The following is a 26,055-nucleotide window of genomic DNA, read 5'->3' as shown; positions in this document are numbered from 1 at the left end:
GGGGCGGGTTTACCCGTCCCGCAGTTTTCCGGCCGGAACATGACGTTGTTATATGGAAAGCGAGGGCTTTAAAGTGGAAATTAATGTCGAAGAATTTGATAGGGTCGCCCGGGAGGTATTTGCTCCGGTTTATCCTGTCATTGCGGAACAAATAAAACAAAAAACGGGCATAACTAAAGGGACCTGCCTGGATATCGGCTGCGGTGGCGGTTATCTGGGGATTGCCCTGGCTGGTATTACAGAGTTGTATATATATTTATTTGACAAGTCTCCTGAAATGCTGGAAATAGCGACACGAAATATCGCCGGTCATGGTTTGCAAAAAAGAGCCAGAACGTTGCTTGGTGATGTCCACGAAATCCCGTTAAAAGATCAATCAGTGGATCTTGTAATAAGTAGAGGTTCAATATTTTTTTGGGAAAATCAGCAAAAGGCGTTTCAAGAAATATACAGGGTACTCGCTCCCCAGGGCGCAGCCTTTATTGGCGGGGGCTTTGGTAATGCCGAACTAAAAAAGTTAATTGATGCCAGGATGGTGCAAAAAGATAGCAACTGGCAGGAAAGAATTAACAAAAATATTGGCGAGAATGCTGTGGAGAGTTTTGTAAAGACATTGGGGGCAGCGGGAATCTCTAAATTTGAAATAAACAGGGGTGAAGCCGGATTATGGATAACAATATGGAAGTAAGATTTATGAAGTGTAGTATTTGCGAAAGAGCTTGCGTAATTCCAGAAGGCAAAACAGGGGCGTGTGGCCTTTATAAAAATAACGGGCAAGAAATAACGGAACTTTATCCCGATAACTATCTTGTTGTTTGTCCGATTTCGATAGAAACAATGCCCATTTTACATTTTTATCCCGGAGGGAAGTTCCTCCAGATTAGCACGGCGGGGTGCAATTTTAATTGCAATGGATGTGTTTCAACAGTCATTGCTAAAGAAATGGATCCTGCCAGCAGAGCCTTACGTAAACTATCGCCGGAAGAAGTAGTGAGCGAAGCAATAAAAAACGATTGTATAGGAATTGCTTTTCTGATGAACGATCCCCTGGCTTCCTTGCCAACCTTTATTAAAGTCGCCAGAGTTGCCAAAAGCTGCGGCCTGCTGGTAGGTTGTTCTACGAATGCCTATTTCACTGAAACCTCATTAGCTCAAATAATTAGCGATTTGGATTTTATCAATGTCGGGGTTAAAGGCCTGTCTGACCAGGCGTATCGTGGCTGTGGCGGCAGCACGGTCAAGCCGGTTTTGCGCAATATAAAAAAACTTTATGAAAGCGGTATTCATGTTGAGATCTCCTGTATTTATCAACGCCATAATGAAGAAGAAATTTTAAGTCTCGCCCGGCATATAGCTCAAATATCCAAGGATATACCCCTGCATATAATGCGATTTATCCCGCTGGAAAATGCCGATCCTTTATTGGAGCCCTCAATACGGGAGGCGGAAAAACTTTGCCAGCGCTTGAAAAAACATCTTAGTTATATATACCTCTTCAATTCTCCCGGCACCGATTATCTTAATACCTTTTGTCCCGGCTGCGGGGAAATCATCTATAAGCGGGACTTTTACGGGCCAATGGGGGCAAAACTGAGATTTGCAGATGCGGGTTCAATCAGGGGAAATACGTGTCCTGGGTGTGGGCAAGAATTAAAAAGTATTAGGGGGACGTTAGCAAAAACAAAGTACCAGGAAGGTGATTTTCAGGGGGGCTACCCTTTTACCAGGGCTTTAGAAATGATGGAAGCAATATTAATTACCATGGGTGTTAGCGATAAAAAGAAAGTATTGCAGGTTTGGGAAGAGGTACTTTGTAATAATATGTTGTCGCAACTACATCGTGACCTGCAAAACCTGCAAACGTACATGCAAACAATCAGATATTTCGGCAGGGTAATCCGGCTAGAGAACAAAGCTGAAGAACTGGCATCCTACCTGGAAGAAAGAGTTGCTTTGATTACAAAAAGTTTACGTTTTATCAGCAATAAACCCCGTGTATATTACGCCATGGGCAAACCACTTTTTTGCATTAAAGGGGAACGTTTTGAAAATCAATTGGTTGAAGCGGCAGGCGGAATTAGCGTTAATAAAGAAATAGAAGGCAGCGGCAGGCCGGGCATGAAAATTTCAGTTGCAAAACTGAATGCCCTCAACCCGCAAATTATATTTATCTCAGCATTTATATCTGCTCCTGTTGAAGATTTTTATGCCGATTGTTGTGAGGCCGGTGTTGACGTCGAAGCGGTAAGGAATAAAAGAGTATATAATCATCCGGCTCCGGGTTGGGATTTCGGGAGTCCCAGGTGGATATTGGGTTTGATGTATATGGCCAATATTCTTCATCCCGAAATATTTAATTTTGATGTTTTTGCCGAAGCAGAAGAGTTTTATCAGAAATTTTATGCGACGGATTTTAGTATATCCAACATTAACCGCTCTTTTGGAAAACCTAGTAATAAATGGATGTGGAAATAGGCGGGAGCCATTAACTGGCAGCTAGTGTGGATTAACTATTGAAGGGCGGAGATAGTCCGCCTTTATTTTTTTGGGGCCGGAAAAAACATCAAGAAAATAATCCACCTTAAAATTTTTTATGAATGGCGGCAGGAAAATTAAAGTCAAGGGAGAAATATTTAAATGTACTCGATAGACGTAAGTACAAGTATAAAAGTATAAAGGGGATTTAGCAACTGATGGCCCTTAATTTAAAACTGGAGCGCAATACCCTGCGAGGTCAGGCGGCGGATTTGCTCCTGGCGATGATTAAAGAAAAACATTTTCCAGACAACAAACTGCCCGGGGAAGAAGAATTGGCGCGGCTGATGGGGGTAAGCAGGGCGACGGTGCGGGAGGCCTTGTCCTCATTAGCGCGCCTTGGCTATATAACCAAAAAGCATGGCAAGGGGAATTACGGCCATCCAACTATTGCCAATCTCCCGGCTCGCCTGGATATGACGACCGATTTTTTAGATTTATTAAACGGCCAGGGGTGGTCGCCGCGGGTGGTGCACCGGGATTTAAGGCGTACCAGGAATTTTTCTCCTGAAGCCGGAGCGGCGTTGGGACTGACGGCCGGGGATGAGGTGATTAAACTCGATAGGATATATTACCTCGACGACCGGCCGGCAATTTTAGCGGAAATTGAGATACCCTCCCAGCGTCTGCAACAGTTACCTGATGGAGAGGTTGATAACCTTGCCTTTAAGGATTTTTACGAAACCTATTGCGCCGGGGAACTGGTAAAAATGGTCATTAACATTAAATCGCGGATATACCCGCGGGGAGCTGAGTTATTTAAAGTCGATATGGCAACGCCGCTTTTATGGTGGGAAGAGAAGTGGCTGACTTTAGAGGATGAGCCCGCATGTTACGCCAGTATTTACTTTAATCCGGGGGCAACCTCCATAACCATGGTGGTTAATCTGGTTTAGAGGGCGAGTCAGGGATGGAAATTACAGTTAAATATTACAATTTAATTGCCGCTGCTACGGGAAAAATGTCCGAGAAGATCGCTGTGCCGGAGGCGGGGCGGCAAGGTGAAGGGGTAACTTTAAAGGAAATACTGGTTTTTCTCACGAGGGAATATGGTGCGGCGCTGGCGGAGCTTGTTTTTCGCAGCCGGGATGAGCTTAATCCCGGGCTGCTGATATTAGTTGATGGGCAACTAATAACCGGGGAAGGAGGGGAGGTCCTCAACAAGGTTGTCCCTGCTGGTTCGGAATTGGTTTTGCTTTTTGCCGTAGCAGGTGGTTAGGCCGGTAGGGGGTAGCATAGCCGCTGGAGTTGGCAAGGAATTTTGCCCTTGTCGGGCCTTATATTGGAAAGGGGGACAAGTCATTGTACCTGGATATTGACCCGGAAGTTTGCACCGGTTGCCGTCTTTGTGAGGCTTTTTGCTCTTACCGGAGGGAAAAAGCCATTTGGCCGAGCATGTCGTGCATATCAGTATTAAAGTATGAAGAAGAGGCCTTTTATCTGCCCTTCACTTGCCAGCAGTGCGAGAAGGCCGTCTGCGCTGAAGTATGCCCCGTCCAGGCCATCAAACGAAATCATGCAACCGGCGCTTGGGAAATCGACAGTGGCCGTTGCATGGGTTGCAAAATGTGTGTGGCTTCATGTCCCTTTGGCGGCGTGGCCTTTGATTCCTTACGCGGCCGGGCGTTTAAATGCGACCTGTGCGGCGGGGATCCGGAATGCGTCAAGGTTTGCCCTCCAAGTGCCATTAAGCTGGTGAAAGGCCCTGAGGCTGTTTTAGCCAAGCGGCGCCGGGCGGTTGCCCGTTTGGCCGATTCCTTTAAAGGTTTGCGGGAGGTGGAACAGGGTGTTTAAATACAAGGGCTATGCCGGCAATATATTACAGGTCGATCTTACTGCTGCGAAGGTGAAGACGATGCCGCTGGATGAAGGTTTGGCGGAAAAATTTTTGGGCGGCAACGGTTTTGGCAGCAGGTTTTTGTGGGAAATGGTGCCTCCTGAAGTCGACCCCCTTTCCCCGGACAATATATTTATCCTTGCTACTGGCCCCTTAGGGGGGACACTGATCCCCAACAGCGGGCGGGTTGAAGCAATAGCCAAATCACCGCTGACAAATATTTACGGTGATTCCAATTCGGGCGGTTTTTTTGGGCCGGAACTAAAGTTTGCGGGTTATGACATGATAATTTTTCAGGGTCGCGCTTCCCAACCGGTATACCTGTATATCGAAGACGACCTGGTAGAAATCCGTGACGCCTCCCATCTCTGGGGAAAAGATACCATGGAAACTGAAGCAGCCCTAAAGGCAGAAATTCACGACCCTGATATTAAAACGGCTTGTATCGGTCCGGCGGGGGAAAACTTAGTGCGGTATGCCTGTGTCCAAGTTACTCCCCAGCGCTCCCTGGGTAGGGGCGGCATGGGCGCGGTGATGGGCTCTAAGAACTTAAAAGCGGTAGTAGTCAGGGGTACTAAGGGAGTGACCATTGCTCGGCCGGAGGAGTTTTACAACCTGGCTTTAGAATTGCACCGGCGCCTGCGGGCTAATGAGATTTACCCGGCGGTCTCTAAATACGGGACGCCAGGAATTGTTTCGATAATGAACATGATCGGCCGCTTTCCCACTAAAAATTTCCAATATGGTGCCTATGAACTCGCCGACGCCATTAATGCCGAGACCCTGCACCAAAAGTATTTTGTCAAACACCTGGCCTGTTACGCCTGCCCGGTCGCCTGCGATAAATTGTTCAGGGTAAACGAGGGAGCCTATCAAGGACTGGCCGGCCGGAGTTTTGAATACGAAGCCTTGAATGGCTTTGGGGCCAATATTTTAAATAGCGATTTGCCTTCCATCCTCAAGGCCAACGATATGACGGACCGGCTGGGACTAGATAATATATCCGCAAGCCGGGCCATATCGTTTGCCATGGAATTGTGGGAGAAAGGGATCCTTACCAGGGAAGAAGCTGAGGGTCTGGATCTTTCCTGGGGCAATATGGATACTACCTTTAAGCTTTTGGAAATGATTACCTATAGGCAGGGCCTGGGCGACCTTTTGGCGGAAGGGGTTAAAAGGGCCGCCGCAAAAATAGGGCGAGGGGCCGAGTATTATGCCATGCACGTCAAAGGCCAGGAGATTGCAGCCCAGGACGGGAGGGCCCAACAGTCCATGGGTTTGGCCCACGCAACTTCTAACAGGGGGGCCGATCACTTAAAAGGTTTTCCAACGATAGATGAAACCGGGTATCCGGCTGAGGCCGAGCGGCGCTATGGTAAAGAGTACCTGCCGGAGATGGCTGACCCCCGCAGCATTAAGTACAAGGGGTTCCTGGTGAAAGACGGCGAAGACTTTGCGGCTGTAGTGGACAGCTCCGGCAATTGTAAATCCGGCGGCACCTTCGTCTTAGCGGAGATTTACTGGGAGGACATAGCGAAGGCAATTCGTTACGCCACGGGGATGGACCTCGACGTGCCGGACTTGAAAAAAATCGGCGAGCGCATTTACAATTTGCAGCGCTGTTACAACATCCTTTGCGGCATTTCCCGGAAAGACGACACCTTACCCCGCCGTTTTTTGGAAGAACCAAGCCCCTCGGCGGCGGCAAAGGGACTGGTATGCCGGCTGGAACCAATGCTCGAAGAGTATTATTATCTACGCGATTGGGACGCCGGAACAGGCTATCCTACCATTAGCAAACTAAAAGAATTGGGCCTGGAAGAAGCGATAGACAGGATTGGAGCCGAAAAATTAATTTACTCTCGCCGGGATATAAAGACAGGACAAAGCGAGTGATTTTAAATGCGTTATCTAATTATCGGCAACAGTGCGGCCGGGGTAACAGCGGCCGAAGCCATTAGAAGGACAGATCAAAGGGGAGAAATAACGCTTATAGCGGATGAAACCTACCCGGCTTATTCCAGGATATTTATTACCAATATAGTGGCCGGCACGGCGCGATGGGAAGATATCCTCATGCGGCCGCCGGACTTTTATCAAAGGCTCGGCATCAAGGCGCTCCTTGGTCGAAGGGCGGTAGGGGCTGACCTTGAGGGCCGCACGGTTTATTTAGAAAATGGAGAAGCCCTGGTTTTTGACCGTTTGCTCCTGGCTACCGGGGCTTCTCCCCAGCTTCCCCGGGTGGCCGGCAGCTCCCTGAAGGGCGTCACTGGAATGCGGACCATGGCAGATGCTTTAAAGGTAATAAAAATACTGGATGAAGCTCCAGGCGCTCCTGTGGTGGTGTTGGGAGGAGGGTTGGTCAGCCTAAAATCGGCCGAGGCCATGGCCCGCCGTGGGGGCCAGGTCCTTTTAGTGGTGAAGTCGAGGCAAATACTTTCACAAATGCTGGACGAAAAGGCGGCGGCCATTATCCAAAAAAGAATGGAGCGGGCCGGTATTAAGATAACCTTTGGCTACGATGTTAGCGCCTTTACGGGCCGGGAGCGCTTGGAAGGCATTCATTTGGAAAACGGCGAAGATATTTCCTCCAGGCTGGCTATTATTGCCAAAGGTGTAATGCCAAACACCGACCTGGCCAAGTTAATGGGTTTGCATGTAAATAAGGGCATAGTAGTAGATGGTTACCAGCGGACCAATAGTGAAGTGGTGTACGCTGCCGGTGATGTTTGCGAGACTTACGACCCCCTTAAGCAACAAAGAGCAGTTAACGCCATGTGGCCTAATGCCGTTTTCCAGGGCGCCGCAGCAGGCGCTAATATGGCGGGCGCGCAAGAATTGGCCCATATAGGTGTCCGGGTAAACGCGGCTTCCTTTTTCGGCCTTCAGGCCGCATCAGTAGGCTGGACCCGCCCCCGGGAGGGGGACGAAGAAATTACGGTAATCGATAGGGAAGAAAGCTATCTTAAGTTTATATTCCGCGGGGAACAATTGGTCGGCGCGGTCGTCATTGGCGACGTTAGGAATATAGGCTACTATCGATGGCTGGTGGCCGAAGAAAAACCCGCCGGTTTTTTGCGGCGGGAAGCGGGCAGGAAGGTCTACAATTTCAGCACTTACCGGGCTAAAGTAGGGGCGGATTTATTACAAGACGCCCCTACCTCCCCGGCGGCGCCACCTAGAAGGATGAAAATGGCAAAGGGCTTTTTTTCATGGTAAGAGCAACGCCACGTAATGATTTATAATACGCTTTTTATCGTTATGTATGCCGTTATTATAAAAAGATCAAAGAGGTGATTCCCATGGCTAAAACAGCCTGGATAGATCTAACAACCGGCAAAATCGAGCTTCAACCGACGCCGGAGGAGGATTTGCTAAAATTCCTGGGCAGCCGCGGCCTGGCGGCCAAAGTGCTTTACGACCATGTCGGCCCGGCAGTCCAACCCTTTGACCCGGAGAACCTGCTCATCTTTTCCACCGGCCCCCTGACGGGCACCTCTTGGCCCTCGGCGGCCCGCTATACGGTAACGGCCAAGTCGCCGGCCACCGGCGCCTACGGTTACGCCAACAGCTCCGGCTTCTTCGGCCCCGAGCTGCGTAAAGCCGGCTACGACCTCATCGTCTTTCGCGGCCGCGCCGCCCGCCCGGTGATCCTGCATATTGAGGACGACCACCTGGAGCTGCTCCCCGCCGGCGACCTCTGGGGTCAGACTACAGAAGTAACGGAAAAGACCCTGCGGGAACGGTACCCCGGCAGCCGGGTGGCCGCCATCGGCCCGGCAGGCGAAAACCTGGTGCGTATCGCCGGCGTTATCAACGACTACGCCCGGGCTGCGGCCCGCACCGGCATGGGGGCCGTCATGGGCTCGAAAAACCTCAAGGCCCTGGTAGTCAAAGGCAGCCACCGGGTAGAAACCCCGCCGGAGTTCAAAGAGGTGGTCCGCCGGGTAACGGCGGCCGTCCGCAACCACCCGGAGAGCCAGATGTACAGCCAGTGGGGCACCGTCTGCCTGATTGATTCCAAGAATATGAGCGGCGACATGCCCAGCAAGAACCACCGTTGGGGGCAATTCCCCCTGGGCAAAGAAATTAACGCGGCGGCGGTGGCCCGTTACACGGTAAAAACCCAGGGCTGCTACGCTTGCCCTATCCGCTGCTCCCGGATTACCGAAGTACCGGACGGCCCCTTTAAGACACCGCTGAACGAGGGACCGGAGTATGAAACCACTAACGCCCTGGGTTCCAATCTCTGGAATGGCAGTATCGAGCTGGTCATTTACGCCAACAAGCTCTGTAACGAACTAGGCCTGGACACTATTTCCACCGGCCTGGTCATCGCCTTCGCCATGGAAGCCCACGAAAGGGGCCTGCTGGACGACCCCAGGTACAGCCTGGCGTGGGGCGATCCGGAAACCATTATCGGCCTGATCAAAGACATCGCCTACCGCCGGGGCACAGGTGACCTGCTGGCCGACGGTGTCAAGGCAGCCAGCGCCCGCCTGGGCCGCGGCAGCGAATTTTTCGCCATGGAGGTCAAAGGGGTGGAACTGCCGCGGCAGGAAGGCCGGGTGCTGAAAGCCTTCGGCCTGGGACACGCCACCAGCAACCGCGGCGCCGACCATCTCTACGCCCTGCCGACCATCGACGTGGCCGGGATGACCGACGTGGCCGCTAAAGTATTGCCGGAGTGCGGCCCGGAACTCATGGAGGTTACATCGGAGAAATTCAAAGCCCATATGGTGCGTTTCACGGAAGCCTGCAACGCCCTGGCCGACGCCGCCGGCGTTTGCAAGTTCGCCTTCACCGAAACCTACGCCATTCTCCCGGCCGACCTGGCTGAAGGACTGCGGGCTTTAGGTATCCCAATCAGCGACGAAGAGATCATGCGCATCGGCCAGCGCATCGTCAACCTGGAACGGATGTATAACGTCCGCCACGGTTTCAACCGCAAAGACGATTACCTGCCGCCGCGTTCTTTGCAGGAACCCCTGGACGTCTACGTCAACCCGGAGGAGATCGAAAAAATACCGCCGGGTAAGGCCCAACTCTCCCGCCGGGGTCTGACCATCAACCTGGACATCATGCTGGATGAATACTACGCCCTGGGCGGCTGGACCGGGGATGGTATTCCTACTGCCGCCAGGCTGAAGGAACTTGGTCTGGAAGAATTGGTTAAAGATTTGCCTGCAGCAGATCCCTTCTGAAGGGCCAACGTCTTCGCCGGCAACCAATAAAATGTGCTCTGTTCAAGGTTGAGCGCCTGATTTGCCGGCTTATGCACCTGGAACCCTGATCATATACCTCTGTCTTCAGGAGTCCGGCTAGGGAAGGCGGAGAAGACTTCTGCCAGTTAGATATTCGATCCCGAACCTGGTAAAGAAGGTGACCCCATGCGCCTGCGCCTCCAGTTTGCCGACCGGGTAGGTATGATTGCCGATGTGGCCCGGGTAGTATCCCGCCATGGCCTGAATATCCTTTCCCTAGAAGTCATCCCGGACAATATGTACCTGGAAATAGAGGCCGGTCCGGCCTCTCCAGGGAAGAACTCTAGGTCGAGCTGGCGGCCATTCAGGGGGTCCGCCACCTCGAGACCATCCGGCTCCTGCCCCATGAAGCAAGGGAGCAACGCCTGCAAATAATCCTGGATTCTGTAAGTGACGGCATTGTCGCCATCGATGCCGACGGGCGCATTACCTCCCTCAACCCCATAGGCGAGAGAATGTTGCGGGTTACCCGCGCCGAGGCCCTGGAACAGCCCATTGCTTCTTTCCTGGGGTCGGATTTGCCCATCCTGCGCTGCCTGGCTGACGGTCGGCCTTACAACAATATCAAACTGGATATCACCGGCCCCCGGGGCAGGATTTGCCACCTGACCAGCGGCCGTTGCCTGCGGGACCCTGCCGGTACGGTGGTCGGCGTCGTGGCCACCATGAAAGATATTGCCGAATTAAGGCAGATGGTTTATACCCTGGCCCAACCAGAGGCCATCACCTTCAGCGATCTCATCGGCAACACCCCGGCTTTCAACCGCGTCGTCGCCATGGGACGCATGGTCGCCCTGGGAGACTCCACCGTTCTTCTCCGGGGTGAAAGCGGTACCGGGAAGGAGCTTTTCGCCCGGGCCTTGCATACGGAGAGCCCCCGGCGGCAGAAAGCCTTCATACCCGTCAACTGCGCCGCCCTGCCGGAAGAACTGCTGGAGAGCGAACTCTTTGGTTATGTCGGCGGCGCCTTCACCGGAGCGCGTAAGGGGGGTAAGGCCGGCCTCTTTGCCGCCGCTGAAGGGGGAACTATCTTCCTTGATGAAATCGCCGAGGCCTCCCCGGCCATCCAGGCCAAGCTGCTGCGGGTCCTCCAGGAAGGCAAGATCCGCCGGGTGGGCTCTAATAGCGAAGAGCCCGTCAATGTGCGGGTGATCGTCGCCACCCATCGCGACCTGGAAACCATGGTCCGGCAGGGCCTATTCCGAGAAGATCTTTATTACCGTCTTAATGTGGTCCCTATCTTCCTGCCGCCTTTACGGGAGAGGCGGGAAGACATCCCCCTGCTGGCCCGACATTTCCTGGATAAGCTGGCCCGGCATCTCAACCGAGCAGTCCCGGAATTAACCCCGGCTGCCCTGAATAAACTAACTGCTTACTCCTGGCCGGGCAACATCCGGGAGCTGGTCAACGTCCTGGAACGGGCTGTCAACCTGGTCAACGGCCCCCAAATCCTGCCGGAGCATATCTGGCTTTATAATTGGGAAGGGCCGTTACTCAGCAGGAACCCGCAACCGGAGCTAAAGACCCTGGCGGCGATCGTCCGGGCCGTCGAGGCGAACGCCGTTCAGGAGGCCTTGAAACGCCATGGTTCGGCCCGTAAAGCCGCCCGCGCCCTGGGACTTTCCCATACGGCCCTCCTGGGCAAGATCAAAAAGTTAGGCTTAAAGTGGCCGGCATAGTTTCCAGGTGGTAACAATAGTTTCCACCAGGCGGGACCTTTAAAAAATGCCATCCTTAAAAGGGGATGGCATTTTCTGTGCGCCCGGCATGGGCGTTAACTTAGTGGTGAAAGTCCACTGCAGGCGAGGCAGCACCAGTCTGCTAGCCAAAGGCAAGGGTGTCCATCGCGAGGTGGGATCCGAAGGAAGCCGGAGGCAAAGCCACGGCCCGATGAACAAGAACCCCATACGAGGCTAGACCGTTCGGATAAGCTGGCGGAACACAGCGAAATCCCAGGCTGCCAAGGGACGGTAGAGTATATGGGGCGGGCGCGGGGCGAAGGTTAACGCTCTTACCCGGGGAGGCCTGCCGGATAAGCCAGGGAGAGCTGGTAAACCGTATCGGAAGGTACGGCTGAACCGGCAGGAGTCAGCAGAGGGCATAGTACCCTGGGGGTCATGAACTCCAGGGGAAGGCCCGAACATCAAGTCAGAGGTGAAACCGGTGCGTTCGCGAGAAGGACAGAGACAGCAGAAAACCCCGCAAGGGGCCTGCCCGCGGGAAGAAGTGGTGAAGCCACGGGGGAGCGCGGGAGGGCCGAGTTCTTCTCCGGCACAAAGCGGGACGTCACCTCGCGGAGGCCAAGGTAGCGGCCTGATGGAGCAGGTGGTGGCCAGGGAGAACATGCTGGCCGCGCTGAAACGGGTAGAGCGGAACGGAGGCGCGCCCGGTGTGGACGGCATCCCGACCGAACGGTTGCGGGACCAAATACGCGCCGAGTGGCCGCGCATCCGGGAAGAACTGCTCGCGGGAACCTACAGACCGAAGCCCGTGCGCCGGGTCGAAATCCCGAAACCCGGGGGAGGCAAACGGATGTTAGGGATACCCACCGTAATGGACCGCCTAATCCAGCAGGCCCTCCTGCAAGTATTGACGCCCATCTTCGAACCGCAGTTCTCAGAGGCCAGCTACGGGTTCCGTCCCGGAAGGAAAGCCCATGATGCGGTAAAGAAGGCGCGGCAATACGTAGAAGAAGGATACGAATGGGCCGTGGACCTGGACATCGAGAAATACTTCGACCGGGTAAACCACGACATCCTCATGGCCCGGGTGGCCCGGAAAGTGGCAGATAAGAGGGTACTTACCCTTATCCGCCGCTATCTCCAGGCAGGCGTCATGGTAAACGGAGTGGTCATGGAGACGGCAGAAGGAACGCCCCAGGGCGGACCCTTAAGCCCGTTATTGGCCAACATACTCCTGGACGACCTGGACAAAGAACTGGAAAAGAGGGGCCACAAGTTCGTCCGTTACGCCGATGACTGCAACATCTACGTCAAAAGCAAACGGGCAGGAGAAAGGGTCCTGGCCAGATCGGCGCTGGACCTTTCCGTGAAGGGAGGGTAGAACTTTATTTTGATATTACCGAACGTATTTTGGCGGAAAAGGAATTGAATTGGCTTTCCGGCCAGTTGATAAGCATGCAGGAAAAAGAGCGGGAGCGGCTTGCCAGGGACTTACATGACGGGCTTGGTCAGGATATCGTAGCTCAGAAATTGCAATTAGAATCGGTACTAGCCGCGTTGTCCCATAAAGAAAAAATAAACCTGCCCCAAATAAAATTAAATATCAAAGAAATCATTGGCGGAATTGAGAGGATAGGCGAAGAAGTAAGGCGTATTTCCTTTGACTTGATGCCTTCGATGCTGGAATCCTTGGGACTTAAGAATACTTTAGAGTGGATGAGCGAGCAGTTTTCAATTGCCAGTGGTTTAAAAGTCGATTTAGAAATATACGGCGTCGGGCCGGAACGATTGCCTCCCAATATTGAAGTAGCTCTTTTTCGGGTGTTCCAGGAGGCATTAAATAATATCTCCAAACATGCTCAACCAAGCCGGGTATCTTTAAAGCTGAGTTATGTTTATCCCAAATTGATTGCAGTGATTGCTGATGACGGACAAGGGTTTGAACCTTAGGAAGGCAGCAACTACCAGGGATTGGGCCTTAAATGTATGCGGCGGAGGGTCGCAGAACTAGGTGGCACTTTGTATATACACTCAAAGCCCGGCAGGGGAACAACCGTGAGAGTGGAAATACCATTTGAGCGCAGGAATGATTAATCATGGACAAAATTAATGTTATCATTGTTGATGACCACCCTTTAGTCCGCGACGGCCTGCTGGGAATAATTAATGCCCAGTCTGATATGGAGGTAATTGGGGAAGCTGGCCAAGCAGGCGAGGCCCTGGAAATCGCCAAACGTTTAAAGCCACAAGTTATGGTGCTTGACATTTCCCTTCCCGATTTCAACGGCTTGGAGGTTGCCTACCAACTAAAAGTTGCCAGGGAAAATGACGGCTGGCAAACCCAGGTTGTGATTTTATCCATGTACAGCAATGAAAAATTTGTTTTTAGGGCCCTGGACGCCGGCGCCCTCGGTTATGTACACAAGAATTCTCCCGGGAGAGAAATCGTAGAGGCAATTAGGAGTGTAACGCGGGGGAAATATTTCCTTAGCAGCGATATATCAAGCACACTTATTTCGGAGTACTTAAAGCAGTGCAGGAACCAACGGGCAGAGCCTTCTTATGAACGTTTGACCCACCGTGAGCAGGAGATATTTAGGCTGGTAGTAGAAGGAGTAAGTAACCGCGATATCGCCAGGTTATTAACCATCAGCAAGAAGACGGTCGAAAAACACCGGGCTAATATAATGCGTAAGCTAGGCGCCCATAATTATGCCGAACTGGTTAAGCACGCTATTAAAATAGGAATTTTAGACACTGATATATAGTAAAAAATACTTCGCCTCCTGGCACGATATTTTAACGGCCGCGGCAGGAATTTGCCGCTTGGCGGAGAATAGACAAATTAGAAAGATGGACATAACATAAAATATCCTCCGAGCCTTCCTGGCCTAAAGGAGCAACCTATGGCAGGCTGGCCTGGACCGCTGGTCCACGGGGTGTACCGGGAAACGGGTATGCCTTCCAGGTATTGAAAAGGAGGGGGTTAGCTATAAGAGAGAGCTATGGCTTTTTCAGTTAAACCCCGCTCCGCCGTGGAGACGGGGTTTTTAATTTGTTGCTAATTAGCCAGGAAAGGGGATGGCTTCAGATGCAATTCTTAGAAGGCATCAGAGAAAAATTTTACGGGCTGGTAAAAGACAGGCACCTGACCGGGGAGGAAGAAATACAGGTGATCAGCGCCCGGCCCCTGACCCCCGAGGAAGCCATCGGCCGGCCGGAACGCCAGGACTTTCCTCTTTTAAAGGGTAAAGAATTTATGATCCAGGCCAACTTTAAAGACGCTTGTGGGCAGGCGTATACCGATATGCCGGGGAATTACCAGGGCACCCTGAAGGAAGTTCTGGCCCTGCCGTTACGTAATAACTATGAGCGAGCCGTATTTATCGCCACTTTGAATGCCGTGATGCGGCATCTCAAACTGGTAGACAAGACCGTCCACTGCCGCGACCAAGAACCGGCCCAATGTGCCTCCCGCCTGGTAGAATACGTCCGGGAACGTTTCGGCAACCCCCGGATTGCCTTTATCGGCCTGCAGCCGGCCATGGTGGCCAGCCTGGCCGGTCATTTCCCGATCCGGGTAACCGACCTGGACCCGGATAACGTCGGGCAACGTAAAGGCGGAGTTATGATAGAAGACGCCCGGCATACAGAAGAAATTATTGAATGGAGCGAACTGGTCTTGGCGACCGGTACAACCGCGGTAAACGATACCCTGGCGGCGATAATGGGCCGGAAACCGATTGTCTTTTACGGGGTAACCATCAGCGGCATAGCCTGCCTGGCCGGTTACGAGCAGTATTGCTCTTTTGGGCATTGATAATTGGAATTATGGGAGGGAATAACAGTGAGGGTTTCAAAATCTGTCACGCTATTACTGGGTCTACTTTTGTTTGGGTTGCTGGTGCTGGTCGGCTGCGGTAGCAGTAAAGATGAGAGTCCGAAGGGCCAGGCAGGAACGAATGATAAGGCGGACAACGCGGCCGGGCGCTCCCTTTTAGTTTATAGCGGCGCCGGCCTGAAAAACCCGGTCGAGGAAATCGGTGCCGCTTTTCAAGCTCAAAGCGGGTTAAAGCTTACCTATACCTTTGGCGGCGCAGCGCAGCTTAACAACCAGATCCTGTTAACCGGGCAGGGAGACGTCTACCTGCCGGGGGATATAGCGGAATTAAAGCCTGTTAAAGAAAAAAACCTGGTAGCATGGGAAAAGAATGTCGTTTATCACCTACCGGTACTGGCTGTTCCCAAGGGGAATCCTGCCGGCATCCGCAAGTTAGCCGACCTGGCTCGTCCGGGAGTGAAAGTAGCCCTGGGGGACCCCCAGGCCAATCCTATCGGCAAGCTGGCCGACCAGCTTCTGCAAAAGCACGGCCTTCTGGAAAACGTCAATAAAAATGTGGTAGTCAGGACGCCGACGGCAAACGAGCTGGTGGTGTATCTAAGCACCAAGCAGGCCGACGCTGCCGTGATCTGGGAAGAAAATTGCCAGGGGGCAAAAGACAAGCTTGAGCTGGTACCAGTGCCCGAACTAAAGGAATATGTCAAAACAGTTCCGGTGGCAGTACTGACCTGTTCCAAGGAAAAAGAATTGGCCCAGCAACTGGCCGAATTTTTCACTTCGTCGGCGGCCTACCAGATCTGGCAAAAATGGGGATACAAACCGGTGGCCCGTTAGTGGGGAGGCGCGAAAACTTGGGTTCAAGGTTGTTTAAAACCTTTAACGTGCTGGTAACTTTCCTGGTACTGCTATTTATTTTAGCCGCCGTAGGTACCGTCCTGGTAAGGGGTTTGCCCTTTATACCTCTATCGCTAAAGATGCCGGAACTGGTCTTCGCCATCAGGCTCAGCCTCTTGACCTCCATTGTTTCAACAGCCGCCTGCCTGCTGGTAGCTATGCCGGTGGCCTATACCCTGGCTCGTTACAATCTGCCGGGCCGGGGTATAGCAGCCAATCTTCTCAGAATCCCTTTAACCCTGCCGCCCATTGTCTCCGGCGTTTGCCTGCTCCTGCTTTTTGGCACTACGACCTTTGGCGAAATCCTGGCCAGGATGGGTTTACGTTTTGTGTTTACCGTGACCGGGATCATCCTGGCCCAATTTTTCGTCAATCTTCCTGCCTTGATTACCGTCCTGAAGGCTGCTATCGAGGCCGTGGATATCCGCCTCGAATATGTGGCGAGGACCCTGGGCTGTACTCCGGCCCGGGCTTTTCTAAAGGTTACTTTACCATTAATACGAAATAATATCCTCGCAGGGCTGGTTCTTACCTGGGGTAAGGCCTTGGGGGAATTTGGGGCGGTGCTTATGCTGGCCGGCGCTACCAGGTTTAAAACGGAAACCCTGCCTATTTCTATCTATTTGAATATGGCTACCGGTGATATGGAAGCCCTGATGGCTTCGGCGGCCATCCTGATCCTGATCGCCGTGATTTCCCTGGCCGTTTTTGAACGGGCAGGGGTAAAGCTTTACGAACGGGTGCCGGGCCTGTGAAAGAACGATTGCCCGCGCGCTCGCTGCGGCTATCCCGGATAACTAAAAAGATAGGGGAGTTTCAGCTCCGGGACATCTCCCTGGAATTTTTCCCGGGAGAGTACTTCGTTATTCTGGGGCCCACGGGTGCCGGTAAAACAGTCCTCTTAGAGGTTATTGCCGGCATGTATGCGCCGGATGCCGGTGAAATATGGCTGGGGGAAGATAATATTACCGCTTGGCCGCCGGAAAAAAGGTGCTTCGGTTTTGTTTACCAGGATTATGCTTTATTTCCCCATTTAAACGTCAGGGAAAATATTGTCTTTGGGCTTAAAAATAAAAAACTGCCTCCCGGGCAGATGGAAAGAGAATTAGATGCCGTTGTGGTTTTGTTGGGCATCGATCGTCTTCTCCGGCGTTTTCCTTATACCTTAAGCGGCGGCGAGCAACAGCGGGTTGCCCTGGCCAGGGCACTCATAATGAAACCTGAGGTTCTTTTGTTGGATGAACCTTTATCTGCCCTGGATCCCTGTACAAAAGAGACGCTCCAGCAGGAGCTGAAGCGCCTGCACCGGCTTACCGGCACCCTGATTATTCATGTAACCCACGATTTTGAAGAAGCCTTATACCTGGGCGACCGCATTGGCGTCATCATGGGAGGCAGTTTGCTCCAGGTGGGTTCCCCGGAGGAAATATTTACCCGGCCGCGGACGACCGCTGTAGCCCGCTTTGTCGGGGCGGAGAATATTTATCACAGCGAGATTATCCTGCGCGGCGGCCGGAAATACGTGACCCTGGGAGAGACGCTGCTGCAAGTAGAGACGGATTTAACCGGCCGGGCGGGTTTTTCCGTCAGGCCGGAGCATGTCCTGGTGAGCAGTTTGCCGCAGCCTGGAAACTGCCTGCCGGGAAAGGTGCTCGCGATTTATCCCCGGGGTTTACTGGCCAGGGTAATAATCGACGCCGGTGAAAGGCTCGTCGCCCTGGTTGTGGCCGGGGAAGATAAAGGTTGCTTCTTATTACCGGGTAGTATAGTTTACTGTTCTATCCCGCCGGCTGCCATTAATGTTTTCCCGCTTTAAAATCCTGAATGCTGCCGGGATGCCGCAGGAAAGGGCACCAGCCGGAAGTTGATTATGTCGAACATGCTTTAAGAGATGGTACGCTTACCATAACAGCTATAACAGTTTTTGAACTTAAGGTAGGTCTTGCTGCCAACAGTAAAAGGGAAAGGCTGCTGGCTAAATTTTTTCAGCAGGTTACCATCTTGCCTTTTGATGGCCAGGCAGCTCTGGCGGCGGCTATGATCGAAAATAGATTGCGGTCTGGTGGAGAGGTCATGGGGGTGCCTGATACCCTTATTGCCGGCATCTGCCTGGCGCGCAACCTGTCCCTGTTTACATTAAATGTAGAACATTTTAAACGGGTACCCGGGCTAGAAGTGCTTACCCCCACATCCGCATCGTCATCGCAGGTGTAGAAAAGTCAGAGGAACTCTATAAAATCTTCTACTGACATTCCTGCTTTGCGAATTAAGCTGCGCAGGGTACCGCGATCAAGGGTCTTATGATCGGGGATAGAAAGGGAGGCTATCTCGCCTTGCTTGACAAGGATAATATGGCTACCTTTCTGACGGGAAATCCTCCAGCCGGCCCTCTGGAAGGCTTGCACTGCCTCAAGGCCGGATATTACAGGTAATTGGGCCATTAAATGGCCACCTCAATTTCGTGCAGGGGCAGGAAGGGTGGGAGTCCTTCTTCTTTACGGACTTCGAGACAGAGTTCTATGGCTTCTTTGATGTTTGCCAGGGCTTCTTCTTTTGTTTTTCCTTGGGATACACATCCAGGAATAATGGGACATTCAGTTATAAGCCAGCCATCTTCACCAGGATAAATAGTTACCGGGAATTTCATTTCAGTGTCGCTCCCTTTTTGTTTTTTCGCTTTCGATTCTCGTAAAATCTTTGGGAAACAAATCTATAACCATAAGGTTTCCTTCTATATACTTATAATACACCATGGATATACTTTTTACAATCTACAAATAGCATAGTTACATCCCTCCGCATCCATAAACTGGATAAGTTCTATCTGCTAGCCTACTAATATTTTAACGTCGATATTCTACATGGCTATCTTTATACAAGAAAATTTTATTATATTTAAATGATTCCGGTGCAAAAACCTCTCAAAATATCTACAAATCGACATAATGTAGCAGGAATATTTGCCATCATGGCGAATCATAAAGATATAGCAAGATACGCGAAGCAATAGTAACCACGTTTAGTTCCAGGAGGATAGGTCATGTTCAGGGAGAACAAATCACACTTACAAACCGAGCTGTTCAATACCACCACCTTAATGCACCCCAGGACAATGGCGCAACTAAAGAAGAGCTGGGTGCCCATCTACTATGAGCACGTATTTTGCCGGATCGACGAGAAGAAGTTTGCGCCCCTATATTGCCGGGATAACGGCAGCCCTAACAAACCGGTGAACATCCTCCTCTCCCTGGAGTTTATCAAGCACCTCTACGACTATACCGACGAGCAACTTTTGGAGCAGTACTACTTCAACTACCAGATAGCCTATGCCCTGGGCCAGCGTAACCTGGGCGAACTCTATATTTGCGAAAGGACCCTTTATGACTTCCGCCGCCGGCTTTATGAGTATACCATTCAGCATCCTGAAGAAGAAGACCTGATATGCCAGCAATTCCAAGGACTCCTTGACCACTTCATCGCCATCACCAAAATCAAGACCAACGAACAGCGCATGGATTCCACCGCCATCATGCCCAATATCAAACGCGCCGGCAGGTTGGCCCTGGCCTTCGACGTCTTAAAACAAGGGGTGGCCGCCTGCCCCCAGGAGCTGTTGCCGGAGACCCTCAAAAAGGTTTTAGAGCCAGCCTTTAAAACCGAGGTCCTCTATCGCTCCCGCAGCCAGGAGGCAGGAGCCAGGCTGGAGAAGCTCCTGGAACTGCAGGAGCAGCTGGTGGCCTGGACCGCTACCTTACCGGAGCTCGCCAGCAAACCGGAGCTCAAACTCGTCCAGCGCTTCATTGCCGAGCAGACCACCTATGACCCGGAACAAAAGCGGCGGGTAGTCAAAGAAAACAAAGACATCGGCCCGGACTCCTTACAGTCGGCCTCTGACCCGGACGCCACCTTTCGCAAGAAAGGACACAAAGAGCAGGTGGGTTACACCTGTAACCTTACCGAGACCTGCAGTGAAGAAAATGACGTCCAGTTCCTCACCGACTACGCCCTGGAGAAGAACAACAAAGCCGATGTCGAGATGGCCGCCGAAAGGCTACCCGAAATTAAAGAGCGCACCGGAGTAACCGATCTCTACACCGACGGCGGCTTTTTCGGCGAAGACACCCACCGTAAGGCAGAAGAGCTCGGGGTGAAGATGCACTATACCAATCTAACCGGACGGCAGCCGGCGGCAGATAAAATACCCCTGACTGACTTTAACGTAGAAAACCATAAGAAGGTCTTAGCCTGCCCGCAAGGGCAGACCCCCACCCACACCTTTTATGACGAACCCAAAGGAAAAATTACGGCCTGGTTTGACCCGAAAACTTGCCGGGAGTGCCCTCGCCGGGAACAGTGCCCGGTGAAGATCCAGAAGAAAAAAGCTTTGCTGCAATTTAATCAAAGCGCCCTGCTGGCAGCAGAGACTCGTAAAGAATTGGCCAGTGGCGAATGCCGGCGGCAAAACACCAGCAAACGGGCGGCCATCGAAGGAACCGTTTCGGCCATAAAACGCGGTCGCGGCGCCACCAAGCTGGCCGTACGTGGTCAAGTAAAGAGTGCCCTGGTAATGGGCCTGAAATGTATCGCCCATAATTTCCAGCAGCTTAAAAGCTGGTTTCAGATTAAAGCCAAAGAGGTTAAGGAAATATCTGTCAAAACAAAAATGCCTTTGCAAGGGGTTAGTATCCCTATTTGATGGAAAAACCAGGAAAAAGGGGCGGATTGCAGTTTTAGGCTCGCCACTAATGCGACTATATCACCTATAAAATGCCATTTTTGATGTCAAAGAGCTATTACGTACTTGGAGTGAGTTAGTTATTTTGGGGTTCTTGCACCAGAATCTTAAATGTATAAATTATGCCTCGGATGTTTTTGGCAGGATTAAATCAATGGCTAGCGCAGAGGCCTTGCTAGAGTTGAGTCTACATGTGGCCAGATTCCTGCTGTTTCTTCAAGTATCTGCTGCCAATCTTCTTTTTTGGATTTATTAAGTACCGGGCGCCTGAGAGGCGGTATACCAGCAAAAGCGAATTAAGCTATACTTAATTGTGAAAATAAGCACAAAAGCGGAGTTGATGTGGAGTGAAAGCGGGGGAAATAGGGAGGATGTGATTAAAGTGCAATTTAACTTTTCTTACTAACCGGCCATGCCCAGTGGGGCACAACCAATCATGAAAATAGGAAGAAGTGATTACAACGGCTAGATTTTCTGCTACATTGGACTTATCAGGGACAAAGGTTGAGTATATTTTGATGGTATAACCTCGTGTTCTAACCTAACCTGATTGCCTTTGAGCACAGCCAATTGTCGCCCCTTGTTCTTAAGGACTTGGGAACAGCACGGGTGCTAAACTTCTTACTTTCTCGGGCAATCATCCCTGAAATCCAATGAGACAGGAGGAAGCTCATGCAAGACATCCTGGAAATCTGTTGTGGTCTCGATGTCCACAAAGAAACTGTCGTCGCCTGCCTATTAAAAGGCAATGTTGGCGAGGAACCGACAAAAACCATCCGCACCTTTTCCACCCTTCTGGCCGGGCTGGAAGAACTGAAAGCCTGGCTGGAAGCGGAGAACTGCCGGCATGTGGCCATGGAAAGCACCGGGGTTTATTGGCAGCCTGTATATAACGTCCTGGAAGAAGCCTTTGACGGCAGTATGGTTTTAATTGTTGCCAACGCCCGGCACATGAAAAACGTTCCCGGGAAAAAGACCGACATGAAGGACGCCGAATGGATAGCCACCCTTTTGCGCGCCGGACTGTTGGAAGGAAGTTTTATCCCCTCCAAACCTATCCGGGAGCTCCGTAATCTGACCCGGTACCGCAAAAGTATTATCGAAGAGATTGCGTCGCAAAAGAACCGCATCGAAAAGCACTTACAAAGCTGCGGTTTCAAGCTCTCCACCTTCCTCACCGATATCTTCGGGGTATCGGGCCGGGCGATTATGGAACACCTTTGCCGTCACGGGAAGATATCCGCCCGGGAAGTAGAGACTTTGGTAAAGGGTCGTGCCAGGTGCAAGCTCCATGAAATCAAGCAGGCTGTCAATGGCAAAATGGATGTTCACCAAAGGGAGTTCCTCAAGCTTTTGCTGGGCTGGCTGGATCAGCACTACGAGCATCTTCGCCAGGTAGAACAAAAGCTAGAGGAAAAACTTAATCAATACCAAAGACAACTGGAACAACTGGATGGCATCCCGGGGATTGACAAAACCGCTGCCGCCGCTATTCTGGCGGAAATCGGCATCGATATGAGCCGCTTTAAAACCGCGGAACATATCTGTTCCTGGGCGGGCTTAAGTCCCGGCAATAATGAAAGTGCAGGAAAAAAAAGTCCACTCGCACCACCCACGGTAACACCTATCTAAAGCGGATCCTCTGCGAAGTTGCTTGGTGCATCACCCGGGTACGCGACAGCTATTTATCGTCCTGGTACTGGAAGGTCAAGCAACACCGCGGGGCCAAGAAAGCCCTCATTGCCTTAGCCAGAAAGCTTTTGGTGATTATTTACAACTTACTAAAAAACGGTACAGACTACGACGAGACTTCATTTGAGAAAGCCAAACAAAAGCAAGAAAGGTTTCGGATCAAAAAAATTATTGCAGAGGCCCGGAAGCTGGGTCTCGAGATAAGGGAAGTCACCCAGGTCGTTTAATAAAAGTAAGGCTATATCTTCCAAAATGATTAACCCCGCTGATGCAAGCTCATGCATCTGTTAGTTTGTTATTGCCTTTTTATGCTTACTCAGCAGACATATTTACTTGGCAAAGATCACTTGATTAGAGCTATTTTCGTGCTAACCGGCCATGCCCAGAGGGGCACAATCAATCATGAAAATAGCACTTGATTAGGGCTATTTTCTTGCTAATCAATCATGAAAATAGCACTTGATTAGGGCTATTTTTTTGCTAATAAGTTGATTAACCAAGAAGGGGCTTGACAATTTATTTACCTGTGTGGTATTTTTTTATTAACCTAATGAGAATGAATGTCATTATCTTTTAATGAAAAATTAAGCAGCCTTGATTTGCTTAAAGAGAGAAAGGAGAGTGTTATCATGGAGGCTTTAGAAACCGTTAGCACACGGGCCTTGAGCGAATTGGGGAAAGGCGCCCGCGCCAGGGTGATTAAAATCGCCGCAAAGGGGGAACTCCGTCGCCGGCTCTTGGACATGGGAGTAGTTCCCGGCACGGAAGTAGCCATCGCAGGAGTAGCTCCTTTAGGCGACCCGATAGAAGTGAAAGTTAAGGGTTACCACTTGAGCCTGCGCAAAAAAGAAGCGGCCGCTATTCTTGTAGAGCATCTTAAATAATGTAAAGAGGTGTTCGGGTATGAGCAACGGGTTATTGCCCCTGGAATTTTTAAGTCCGGGCCAGGAGGCAGTTATTAAAGAAGTCGCTGGTGGCATGAGCTTGCGTCGCCGGCTAACAGAGCTGGGACTAGTCCGCGGGTCAACCATTAAGATTATTCGCAATGACAACTTTGGACCCATAATCATTTCGCTAGGGAACGGCACAGGAAGCGGTCGCCTGGCAATCGGCAGAGGCATGGCCCATAAGATTATGGTTGAAATGGTAAAAGAAGTATAAGAAGAAGTAAGGTTGAAAGCACAGCCAGTCTCCGCAGGAGGTTGGAGTTGATGGGAGGATAACGTTTGGAGGAGGATAACGTTTGGAGGATGAGGATTTGTTTAGCAAGAAAATAGCCCTAATCAAGTGCTATTTTCATGATTGATTGTGCCCCTCTGGGCATGGCCGGTTAGCACGAAAATAGCTCTATTTTCATAGTTGGTTGTGCCTTTCAGGCATGGCGGGTTAGTTAAGAAAAGGCATACTTAATAATTTCCTGGTGACCGGTATTTAAACTGGTATTTTAAGGAGGGAGAAATCATGGGTATAGCAGCACTGGCTAAACCTGAAAGGGAAAAGGTTATCGCCCTGGTCGGCAATCCCAATTCAGGTAAGACCAGCATTTTTAATGATTTGACCGGAGCACGCCAGCATGTCGGCAATTGGCCAGGCGTGACGGTAGAGAAAAAAGAGGGCAAGCTCGGCTATCAAGGACAAACTTTCAATATTGTTGATTTGCCCGGGACTTACAGCCTTGGGGCATACAGCGAGGACGAGCTTATCGCTCGCAATTTTATCCTCTTTGATAAGCCCGAGGCCGTTATCAATGTCGTCGACGCCTCGAACCTGGAACGCAACTTATATTTGACTATTCAGTTGTTGGAAATGGGGGCCAACGTCGTTGTCGCCTTAAATATGGTTGATGAGGCCCGGGCACGCAACATCGAAATCAATATCCCCCGCCTGGCGCAAGCTTTAAGAGTGCCGGTGGTGCCGACCGTTGCCACGCGTGGCGAGGGCATAAAGGAACTTGTGGCTACGGTTGCGAAGCAGATCCAAGAGTCAACATGCCGGCCGTTAAAAGTAAACTATGGAAGGGAAATTGAAAACGAGTTAGATAAATTGGAACAAATCATTAAGCAGGACGCTAAGCTGGCAATGAGATACCCTGCCAGGTGGCTCGCCATAAAACTCCTGGAAGACGATGAGCGCCTAGAGGCAGAGCTCCAAAAAGAAGGATCCAGGCCGGTTCTGGAGGCGGTAGCTAAAAGCAAAAAACAACTACACGAGATTTTAGGAGAAGAAGTAGAAGCCATTATTGCCGACCGGCGCTATGGTTTTATCAACGGCCTGGTTAAAGAGGCTGTTATCAGACACCAGACCCTGGAGCAAAGGCTTACTATATCTGATAAGATTGACAGCGTAGTAACTAATCGTTACCTGGGGTTGCCGATCTTTCTCCTGGCTATGTGGGCTGTCTTTCAATTTACCTTTAAGCTGGGTGACCCCATGATTGGCTTGGTGGAAAGCGCCTTTGAGAGTTTAAAAGGCCTTGCTGCCGGCTGGCTGGAAGCCCTGGGTGCCCCGCAACTCCTGACTTCCTTCATAGCGGATGGGATAATCGGCGGTCTGGGTTCGGTGCTTGTCTTTATCCCCCCCATCTTCTTGCTCTTCCTGGCCATTTCTCTCCTGGAGGACAGCGGTTATATGGCCCGGGCAGCTTATATTATGGACCGCTTGATGCATGCCCTGGGCCTGCACGGCAAATCCTTTGTCCCGCTTTTGATTGGCTTTGGCTGCAACGTACCGGGCATCATGGCTACCAGAACCCTGGAAAGCCGGCAGGACCGCTTGATCACTATTCTTATTAACCCCTTGATGTCCTGCACGGCCCGCTTGCCGGTTTACGTCCTTTTCACGGGCGCCTTCTTTACCGCCAACCAGGGCTGGGTAATCTTCTCCCTGTACCTTTTAGGTATCGTGCTGGCCATTATCATGGGCAAAATCTTTAAGACCTTTCTATTTAAAGGAGAAACGGCTCCCTTTGTCATGGAACTGCCGCCTTATCGGGTACCGACTCTAAAAGGCACTTTGATCCACATGTGGGAACGAGGGAGTTCTTTTGTCCGCAAAGCCGGCACCGTTATTGTCGGTGTCGTGGTGCTGATCTGGGTCCTTTCTAACCTGCCCCTGGGCGTGGCATACGCCAGCCAGGAGAGCCTGATCGGGAGACTAGGAACTATACTGGCGCCGGTCTTTAAACCAGCCGGTTTTGGCACCTGGGAAGCGGCGGTAGCCCTGGTATTTGGCATCCTGGCTAAAGAAGTGGTCGTCGGCACCCTGGGGGTGCTTTACGGAGTAGAGGAAAACGGCTTGACAGCCGCCATTGCACATTCCTGGACACCCCTTTCAGCGTACGCTTTTATGGTTATGACCCTGATTTACATTCCTTGCGCAGCTACCATCGCGGCCATACGCCGGGAAACCAATTTCTGGGGCTGGACTGCCTTTGCCATCGGCTACAGTTTGGTACTGGGTTGGGTGATGGCGGTGCTGGTTTTCCAGGCAGGCAGGCTCCTCGGGCTTGGCTAAAAGGGGAACGGGGATGTTTAAGCGTGCGGCTAAAGGAGACGGAGAGCGATGGCGATAGCCAT

Annotated in this window: 24 protein-coding genes, 3 pseudogenes and 1 riboswitch; of the genes and pseudogenes, 25 read left to right on the top strand and 2 right to left on the bottom strand. The window is 51.5% G+C overall.

All coding sequences use genetic code 11. The annotated features are described in order from the left end of the window. Positions 1-52: 52 nt before the first annotated feature. From MGLY_RS16820 to MGLY_RS16730, 20 genes and pseudogenes are all read left to right on the top strand, one after another. Positions 53-688, top strand: a complete 636-nt coding sequence (locus MGLY_RS16820) for a class I SAM-dependent methyltransferase (RefSeq protein ID WP_170291155.1) — start codon at positions 53-55, stop codon at positions 686-688. Next, on the top strand, positions 679-2,475 hold the full coding sequence (locus MGLY_RS16815) for a radical SAM protein (protein ID WP_211661958.1): 1,797 nt from the start codon (positions 679-681) through the stop codon (positions 2,473-2,475). Before MGLY_RS16820 ends, MGLY_RS16815 begins: the two co-directional genes overlap by 10 nt. Positions 2,476-2,693: 218 nt before the next feature. Continuing rightward, complete coding sequence (locus tag MGLY_RS16810; protein WP_156275831.1) at positions 2,694-3,431, top strand: GntR family transcriptional regulator; 738 nt, start codon at positions 2,694-2,696, stop codon at positions 3,429-3,431. Positions 3,432-3,445: 14 nt separating this feature from the next. Further along, complete coding sequence (locus tag MGLY_RS16805; protein WP_109206430.1) at positions 3,446-3,754, top strand: MoaD/ThiS family protein; 309 nt, start codon at positions 3,446-3,448, stop codon at positions 3,752-3,754. A gap of 29 nt (positions 3,755-3,783) precedes the next feature. Then, positions 3,784-3,903, top strand: a pseudogene (locus MGLY_RS18940) (4Fe-4S binding protein); the annotation flags it as partial. A 27-nt stretch (positions 3,904-3,930) separates the two neighbouring features. Next, positions 3,931-4,329, top strand: coding sequence for a 4Fe-4S dicluster domain-containing protein (locus MGLY_RS16795; RefSeq protein ID WP_156275829.1), 399 nt, complete (start codon positions 3,931-3,933; stop codon positions 4,327-4,329). Then, complete coding sequence (locus MGLY_RS16790; protein ID WP_156275827.1) at positions 4,322-6,268, top strand: aldehyde ferredoxin oxidoreductase family protein; 1,947 nt, start codon at positions 4,322-4,324, stop codon at positions 6,266-6,268. Before MGLY_RS16795 ends, MGLY_RS16790 begins: the two co-directional genes overlap by 8 nt. Positions 6,269-6,274: 6 nt before the next feature. After that, positions 6,275-7,591: an NAD(P)/FAD-dependent oxidoreductase gene (locus MGLY_RS16785; protein WP_156275825.1), complete on the top strand. Its 1,317-nt coding sequence runs from the start codon at positions 6,275-6,277 to the stop codon at positions 7,589-7,591. An 83-nt stretch (positions 7,592-7,674) separates the two neighbouring features. Next, complete coding sequence (locus MGLY_RS16780; RefSeq protein WP_156275823.1) at positions 7,675-9,576, top strand: aldehyde ferredoxin oxidoreductase family protein; 1,902 nt, start codon at positions 7,675-7,677, stop codon at positions 9,574-9,576. A gap of 186 nt (positions 9,577-9,762) precedes the next feature. Continuing rightward, positions 9,763-10,011, top strand: coding sequence for an ACT domain-containing protein (locus MGLY_RS18075; protein ID WP_211661957.1), 249 nt, complete (start codon positions 9,763-9,765; stop codon positions 10,009-10,011). After that, positions 9,930-11,315 carry a sigma-54 interaction domain-containing protein gene (locus MGLY_RS16775; protein ID WP_340674049.1) on the top strand — a complete coding sequence of 462 codons (1,386 nt, stop codon included), beginning with the start codon at positions 9,930-9,932 and terminating at the stop codon, positions 11,313-11,315. The genes MGLY_RS18075 and MGLY_RS16775 overlap by 82 nt, the downstream gene beginning before the upstream one ends. Before the next feature lie 637 nt (positions 11,316-11,952). Next, positions 11,953-12,660, top strand: a pseudogene (gene ltrA / locus MGLY_RS16770) (group II intron reverse transcriptase/maturase); the annotation flags it as partial. 68 nt (positions 12,661-12,728) lie between these two features. Beyond that, positions 12,729-13,268: a sensor histidine kinase gene (locus tag MGLY_RS16765; RefSeq protein WP_156275821.1), complete on the top strand. Its 540-nt coding sequence runs from the start codon at positions 12,729-12,731 to the stop codon at positions 13,266-13,268. 21 nt (positions 13,269-13,289) lie between these two features. Beyond that, positions 13,290-13,412, top strand: a complete 123-nt coding sequence (locus MGLY_RS18935) for an ATP-binding protein (RefSeq protein WP_156275819.1) — start codon at positions 13,290-13,292, stop codon at positions 13,410-13,412. Positions 13,413-13,414: 2 nt separating this feature from the next. Continuing rightward, on the top strand, positions 13,415-14,086 hold the full coding sequence (locus MGLY_RS16755; protein ID WP_156275817.1) for a response regulator: 672 nt from the start codon (positions 13,415-13,417) through the stop codon (positions 14,084-14,086). A gap of 94 nt (positions 14,087-14,180) precedes the next feature. Beyond that, positions 14,181-14,316, top strand: a riboswitch (molybdenum cofactor riboswitch). Positions 14,317-14,409: 93 nt separating this feature from the next. Further along, the gene (locus MGLY_RS16750; protein ID WP_156275815.1) at positions 14,410-15,138 is read left to right on the top strand and encodes a Rossmann-like domain-containing protein; all 729 of its coding nucleotides are present in this window, start codon (positions 14,410-14,412) and stop codon (positions 15,136-15,138) included. Positions 15,139-15,165: 27 nt separating this feature from the next. Continuing rightward, positions 15,166-15,993, top strand: a complete 828-nt coding sequence (modA, locus tag MGLY_RS16745; RefSeq protein ID WP_170291153.1) for a molybdate ABC transporter substrate-binding protein — start codon at positions 15,166-15,168, stop codon at positions 15,991-15,993. Positions 15,994-16,010: 17 nt separating this feature from the next. Beyond that, a complete protein-coding gene (locus MGLY_RS16740; RefSeq protein ID WP_156275811.1) occupies positions 16,011-16,808 on the top strand; it encodes an ABC transporter permease in 798 nt (265 codons plus the stop codon). Then, positions 16,805-17,869, top strand: coding sequence for an ABC transporter ATP-binding protein (locus tag MGLY_RS16735; RefSeq protein WP_156275809.1), 1,065 nt, complete (start codon positions 16,805-16,807; stop codon positions 17,867-17,869). Before MGLY_RS16740 ends, MGLY_RS16735 begins: the two co-directional genes overlap by 4 nt. An 8-nt stretch (positions 17,870-17,877) precedes the next feature. Then, complete coding sequence (locus MGLY_RS16730) at positions 17,878-18,267, top strand: type II toxin-antitoxin system VapC family toxin (RefSeq protein WP_156275807.1); 390 nt, start codon at positions 17,878-17,880, stop codon at positions 18,265-18,267. Between the two features lie 5 nt (positions 18,268-18,272). On the opposite strand, the gene MGLY_RS16725 is transcribed toward MGLY_RS16730, so the two are convergent. Continuing rightward, positions 18,273-18,494, bottom strand: a complete 222-nt coding sequence (locus tag MGLY_RS16725) for a type II toxin-antitoxin system HicA family toxin (protein ID WP_156275805.1) — start codon at positions 18,492-18,494, stop codon at positions 18,273-18,275. Further along, positions 18,494-18,700: a type II toxin-antitoxin system HicB family antitoxin gene (locus MGLY_RS16720; RefSeq protein ID WP_156275803.1), complete on the bottom strand. Its 207-nt coding sequence runs from the start codon at positions 18,698-18,700 to the stop codon at positions 18,494-18,496. The genes MGLY_RS16725 and MGLY_RS16720 overlap by 1 nt, the downstream gene beginning before the upstream one ends. 393 nt (positions 18,701-19,093) lie before the next feature. Between MGLY_RS16720 and MGLY_RS16715 the strand changes: the two genes are divergently transcribed. The 5 genes and pseudogenes from MGLY_RS16715 to feoB all read left to right on the top strand — a co-directional run bounded on the left by MGLY_RS16715 (position 19,094) and on the right by feoB (position 25,993). After that, on the top strand, positions 19,094-20,749 hold the full coding sequence (locus MGLY_RS16715) for a transposase (protein WP_156275801.1): 1,656 nt from the start codon (positions 19,094-19,096) through the stop codon (positions 20,747-20,749). Between the two features lie 711 nt (positions 20,750-21,460). Continuing rightward, a pseudogene (locus MGLY_RS16710) lies at positions 21,461-22,707 on the top strand (IS110 family RNA-guided transposase). Positions 22,708-23,109: 402 nt separating this feature from the next. Then, positions 23,110-23,364, top strand: coding sequence for a FeoA family protein (locus tag MGLY_RS16705; RefSeq protein ID WP_156275799.1), 255 nt, complete (start codon positions 23,110-23,112; stop codon positions 23,362-23,364). A gap of 19 nt (positions 23,365-23,383) precedes the next feature. Then, positions 23,384-23,641 carry a FeoA family protein gene (locus tag MGLY_RS16700; RefSeq protein WP_156275797.1) on the top strand — a complete coding sequence of 86 codons (258 nt, stop codon included), beginning with the start codon at positions 23,384-23,386 and terminating at the stop codon, positions 23,639-23,641. Between the two features lie 300 nt (positions 23,642-23,941). Beyond that, complete coding sequence (feoB, locus tag MGLY_RS16695) at positions 23,942-25,993, top strand: ferrous iron transport protein B (protein ID WP_156275795.1); 2,052 nt, start codon at positions 23,942-23,944, stop codon at positions 25,991-25,993. Positions 25,994-26,055: the final 62 nt, after the last annotated feature.

Origin of the sequence: Moorella glycerini (assembly GCF_009735625.1) — a bacterium.
In the GTDB taxonomy this organism is placed as follows: Bacteria; Bacillota; DSM-521; order Neomoorellales; family Neomoorellaceae; genus Neomoorella; species Neomoorella glycerini.
This window is presented reverse-complemented; position numbering and strand designations above follow the sequence as displayed.

Bases quoted from the DNA above. Each gene is read 5' to 3' on its own strand.
- MGLY_RS16820 (WP_170291155.1), top strand. From the start codon at position 53: ATGGAAAGCGAGGGCTTTAAAGTGGAAATTAATGTCGAAGAATTTGAT.
- MGLY_RS16815 (WP_211661958.1), top strand. From the start codon at position 679: ATGGAAGTAAGATTTATGAAGTGTAGTATTTGCGAAAGAGCTTGCGTA.
- MGLY_RS16810 (WP_156275831.1), top strand. From the start codon at position 2,694: ATGGCCCTTAATTTAAAACTGGAGCGCAATACCCTGCGAGGTCAGGCG.
- MGLY_RS16805 (WP_109206430.1), top strand. From the start codon at position 3,446: ATGGAAATTACAGTTAAATATTACAATTTAATTGCCGCTGCTACGGGA.
- MGLY_RS16795 (WP_156275829.1), top strand. From the start codon at position 3,931: ATGTCGTGCATATCAGTATTAAAGTATGAAGAAGAGGCCTTTTATCTG.
- MGLY_RS16785 (WP_156275825.1), top strand. From the start codon at position 6,275: ATGCGTTATCTAATTATCGGCAACAGTGCGGCCGGGGTAACAGCGGCC.
- MGLY_RS16780 (WP_156275823.1), top strand. From the start codon at position 7,675: ATGGCTAAAACAGCCTGGATAGATCTAACAACCGGCAAAATCGAGCTT.
- MGLY_RS18075 (WP_211661957.1), top strand. From the start codon at position 9,763: ATGCGCCTGCGCCTCCAGTTTGCCGACCGGGTAGGTATGATTGCCGAT.
- MGLY_RS16755 (WP_156275817.1), top strand. From the start codon at position 13,415: ATGGACAAAATTAATGTTATCATTGTTGATGACCACCCTTTAGTCCGC.
- MGLY_RS16750 (WP_156275815.1), top strand. From the start codon at position 14,410: ATGCAATTCTTAGAAGGCATCAGAGAAAAATTTTACGGGCTGGTAAAA.
- MGLY_RS16730 (WP_156275807.1), top strand. From the start codon at position 17,878: ATGCTGCCGGGATGCCGCAGGAAAGGGCACCAGCCGGAAGTTGATTAT.
- MGLY_RS16725 (WP_156275805.1), bottom strand. From the start codon at position 18,494: ATGGCCCAATTACCTGTAATATCCGGCCTTGAGGCAGTGCAAGCCTTC.
- MGLY_RS16720 (WP_156275803.1), bottom strand. From the start codon at position 18,700: ATGAAATTCCCGGTAACTATTTATCCTGGTGAAGATGGCTGGCTTATA.
- MGLY_RS16715 (WP_156275801.1), top strand. From the start codon at position 19,094: ATGTTCAGGGAGAACAAATCACACTTACAAACCGAGCTGTTCAATACC.
- MGLY_RS16705 (WP_156275799.1), top strand. From the start codon at position 23,110: ATGGAGGCTTTAGAAACCGTTAGCACACGGGCCTTGAGCGAATTGGGG.
- MGLY_RS16700 (WP_156275797.1), top strand. From the start codon at position 23,384: ATGAGCAACGGGTTATTGCCCCTGGAATTTTTAAGTCCGGGCCAGGAG.
- feoB (WP_156275795.1), top strand. From the start codon at position 23,942: ATGGGTATAGCAGCACTGGCTAAACCTGAAAGGGAAAAGGTTATCGCC.